The following is a 3,983-nucleotide window of genomic DNA, read 5'->3' as shown; positions in this document are numbered from 1 at the left end:
GACCCCGAAACCCAAGCCCACGCCCACCCCCGTCCCGCCGCCGAAGCCGAAGCCGACACCCACGCCCAGGCCGACCCCGACCCCGACGCCCACCCCGCCGCCCGCCCCGCCGCCCGCCCCGACCGTCTACGAGCTGAGCGCCCTGCGCTTCGACGCCTCCGGTGACGGCACCGAGCCCGAGATCCGGCTGGGCGGGAGCAGCTGGGTGTGGCAGCGGTACGGCATGTCGGTCGGCGGCAGGACGTACGCGCGCGGGGTCACCGTCCACGGCGAGTCCTCCGTCACCATCGACCTCAACCGGCGGTGCACCGCGTACGACGCGTGGGCCGGCGTGGACGACATGACCCTCGGTCTCGGCAAGGTCTCCTTCTCCGTGTACGCCGACGGGGTCCCGCTGTGGCGGTCCGGTGTGGTCAAGGGCCGTGGCCCGGCCGTACCCGTCCATGTGGACCTCACCGGGCGCAGGACCGTACGGCTGGTGGTGGAGCCGCACGACCACGGCCTCGGCCGGGTGGCGCTGGCGGACTGGGCGGAGTCCCGGTTCACCTGCCGCTAGCCCCGCCGGCCCGTCGCCGTACGGTTCACCTTCCGGTCGTACGGCTCGCCGCCGTCACCGCGCTCAGTTCCCGCAGGACGTCCGCCGCGTCGAGGGCGGCGCCCCGGGCGCACTCGGCGGCGTAGCGGTCGGGGCCGAGGGCCGCGCGGGCGTCGGCGTGGGCCCGGGCGGCCTCGCCGCGCTCCGGCTCGGGCCGCGGGACGCCCTCGCGCCAGTGGTCCGCGGCGGTGAACAGCCGGACGGCGGCCGCCAGTTCCCCGTGCCGGGCCAGCAGGCAGGCCGCCGCGTCCGCCAGGCCGGAGGTGACCGCCTCGGCGCACCGGTGGTCCACGGCGTCGCGCAGGGCGTTCGCCAGCACCCGCAGGCCCTGGGCCAGGCCCGACTCGTCGGCGACGACGAACCCCTCGACCACCCGCTGGGCCGCCACGAACTGCGGGGGCGCGGTGCTGCCGTCCCCGACCAGCGCGCAGGACGCCCGGTGCAGTGCGCGGGCGCGGCCGAGGTCCCCGTCCGTGAGGGCGATGTGGGCGCGCAGCAGCAGGACGAAGGCCCGGGACTCCGGCACCGCGTACCGGTCGGCGGCCGACTCCGCCTCGTCCAGGGCGGCCAGCGCGCCGTCCCGGTCGCCGGAGCGGTAGTGGATCTCGGCGAGCCGGGCGATCAGGAACGGCGCCTCGGCGTCCGCGCCGACCTCGTAGGCGAGGCGCAGCCCCTCCTGGTACTCGGCGCGTGCCTCGTCGTACCGGCCGCGTGCCATGGCCGCCTCGCCGGCCGCGCCGCACACCTGGGCCAGCATCCAGCGGTCGCCGACGCGCCGGCCGAGGAGCCGCAGCTCGGCCAGGTCCTCGTCGACGCCCTGGAGGTTGCCCGAGGTGTCGACGGTCACATGGGCGCGGTACATCAGGGCGACGGCCAGCTCCCAGTCGCCCCCGTACGCGCGGGCGTTGGCGACGGACGCCGACAGGTTCGGCCGGACGTCGGCCGGGCCGCCCAGGTAGTACGTGGTCAGCGGCCAGAGGATGCCGGGGAAGCGGGCGGCCTGGGGGCCGCCGCGCTCGTAGGCGCGCCGCACGCGCGCGACGTACTCCGGGGCCCGCTCGTCGCCCGCGAGGTGGTCGGCGCTCGACTCGGCGGTCAGGAACAGGTCGAGCATGCGCAGGTCGGTGCGCAGCTCGTCGAGCGGGTGCCGGGCCTGGCCGTCGGGGTCGGCGAGGAAGGCGCCCACCGGGTCGGCGGACTCCATCCGGGCCATCAGCTCGGCGGCCGGCGCGTGGGCGGGCAGGGTGTCCAGGGCGGCGCCCAGGCGGAGCACCCGCCGCACCCAGGACACCGCCTCCTGGCGGTGGCTGCGCAGCCACCAGAACCAGCCGATGGCCAGGACCAGGGCGCCGGCCTCGGCCTCGTCGCCCGCGCGGACCGCGCGGTCCAGGGCCGCGCGGATGTTGTCCAGGTCGGTCTCCAGGCGGGAGAACCAGGGCAGCTGGGCCGCCGACCGCAGCTGCGGCCCGGCCTCCTCCACCAGCGCGCGCACCCAGGCGCGGTGGCGCCGCTCGGCCGCCGCGCGCAGTGCGGGAAGCTCGGCCGCGCGCTCGGCGGCGTACTCGTGGATGGTCTCCAGCAAGCGGTACCGCATACCGGTGCCGGTGCCGTCCGGGCCGCCGGGGGCGGCGACCACCAGGGACTTGTCGACCAGGGCGCCGAGCAGGTCCGCGGCGGGGCCGGTGCACACCGCCTCGGCCGCCGCGAGGTCCCAGCCGCCGGCGAACACCGACACCTCGCGCAGGACCGTCCGCTCCCGCTCGTCCAGCAGGTCCCAGGACCAGTCGACGACCGCGCGCAGGGTCTGCTGGCGGGGCAGGGCGGTGCGGCTGCCGGAGGTGAGCAGGCGGAAGCGGTCGTCCAGGCGGTCGGCGATCTGCCGCGGGGTCAGCAGCCGGAGCCGGGCGGCGGCCAGCTCGATGGCGAGCGGCAGCCCGTCCAGGCGGCGGCAGATCTCCGCGACGGCCTCGGTGTCGCCGAGCACCGCGTCGGCGTCGGGGCGGACGGCCCGCGCGCGCTCGGCGAACAGGCGGTGCGCCTGCTCGGGGACGAGGGGCTCGACCGGGCGCACCGACTCTCCGGGGACGCCCAGGGGTTCGCGGCTGGTGGCGAGGATCGTCAGCCCGGGGCACCGGGTGAGGAGGGTCTCGGCGAGGTCGGCCGCCGCGCCGATGACGTGTTCGCAGTTGTCGAGGACCAGGAGCAGGCCGCGCGGGGCGCAGTACTCGATCAGCAGCGCCGTGGGGTCGTGCGGGAGGCCCAGCTCGTTGGTCAGCAGCACGGTCTCGCGCAGACCGAGCGCGCTGACCACCGCGCCGGGGACCGCCTCCGGCCGGTCGAGCGGGGCCAGCTCCACCAGCCAGGCCGAGGGGTGGGCGGCGGCGGCCTCCTCGGCGAGGCGGGTCTTCCCGGAGCCGCCCGGTCCGGTGAGCGTCACCAGGCGGGCCCGGTGCAGATCGGAGCGGATGGCCTCCAGTTCCGGTCCCCGTCCGACGAAGGAGGTCAGCCGGGGGCGGAGGTTCCCGGTGCGCCGGGGCGGGTGCGCGGGGGCGACGGGCGCGGCGGCGGTGTGCTCGGGGGCGGCGGAGCCCTCCTGTCGCAGCAGCTCCGCGTGCAGGTTCTTCAGTTGCCGGCCGGGGTCGGTGCCGAGGGTGTCGGCGAGGGTGCGGCGGGCGGACTCGTAGGCGGCGAGGGCGTCGGCGGTGCGGCCCGTGTCCCGCAGGGCGCGGATGAGCAGGACGCGCAGCGGCTCGTCGTAGGGGTGGGCGGCGGTCAGTTCCCGCAGCTCCGGTACGACCTCCTGGGCGCGGCCGAGGTCGAGGGCGGCGGCGGCGCGGGCGCGGGCCGCCTCCAGGCGCAGGGCCTCGGGGCGGGTGGCGGCGGTGCGGTCGGGCAGGTCGGCGAGGGCGGGGCCGTACCAGAGGGAGAGGGCCTCGGTGAGGGTGCGGTGGGCACCGGCCGGGTCGCCGGCGGCGAGGGCGGCGGTGCCGGCGTGGGTGAGCCGCTCGAAGACGTGCAGGTCGACGTCCTCCCGGCCGGCTTCGAGGCGGTAGCCGCCCGCCGTGGAGGTGACGGTGTCCCGGCCGAGGGTGCGGCGGAGCCGGCCGACGAGGGCCTGGAGGGCGGCGGGGGCGTCCTGGGGCGGGTCGTCCGCCCAGATCTCGTCGATGAGGGTCTCGGGGGTGGCGGTGCGGCCGGGCCGCAGGGCCAGGGCGGCGAGCAGCGTACGCAGCCGGCGCCCGCCGATGGGTACGGCAGTGCCCTGGTCGTCCGCCGCTTGGGTCACGCCCAGGATTCTGTACCGCATCCGGACATTGTGGCGGGGGGGGCGGGGGGGGGGGGGGGGGGGGGGGGGGGGGGGGGGGGGGGGGGGGGGGGGGGGGGGGGG

2 protein-coding genes are annotated in these 3,983 nt (G+C 78.0%); one reads left to right on the top strand and one right to left on the bottom strand.

From position 1 onward, the window contains the following. Positions 1-556 (top strand): NPCBM/NEW2 domain-containing protein (locus IH25_RS0136640; protein WP_030621271.1); only part of this gene is annotated, 556 nt, incomplete at its 5' end. 25 nt (positions 557-581) lie between these two features. Here the strand turns inward: IH25_RS0136640 and IH25_RS0136635 are convergent. Continuing rightward, a complete protein-coding gene (locus IH25_RS0136635; protein ID WP_209445413.1) occupies positions 582-3,902 on the bottom strand; it encodes a BTAD domain-containing putative transcriptional regulator in 3,321 nt (1,106 codons plus the stop codon). Between the last annotated feature and the right edge of the window lie 81 nt (positions 3,903-3,983).

The sequence above is a fragment of the Streptomyces achromogenes subsp. achromogenes genome, assembly GCF_000720835.1.
GTDB lineage: Bacteria > Actinomycetota > Actinomycetes > Streptomycetales > Streptomycetaceae > Streptomyces > Streptomyces achromogenes.
The sequence above is the reverse complement of the archived record's forward strand: the minus strand, read 5'-3'. Positions and strand labels throughout refer to the sequence as shown.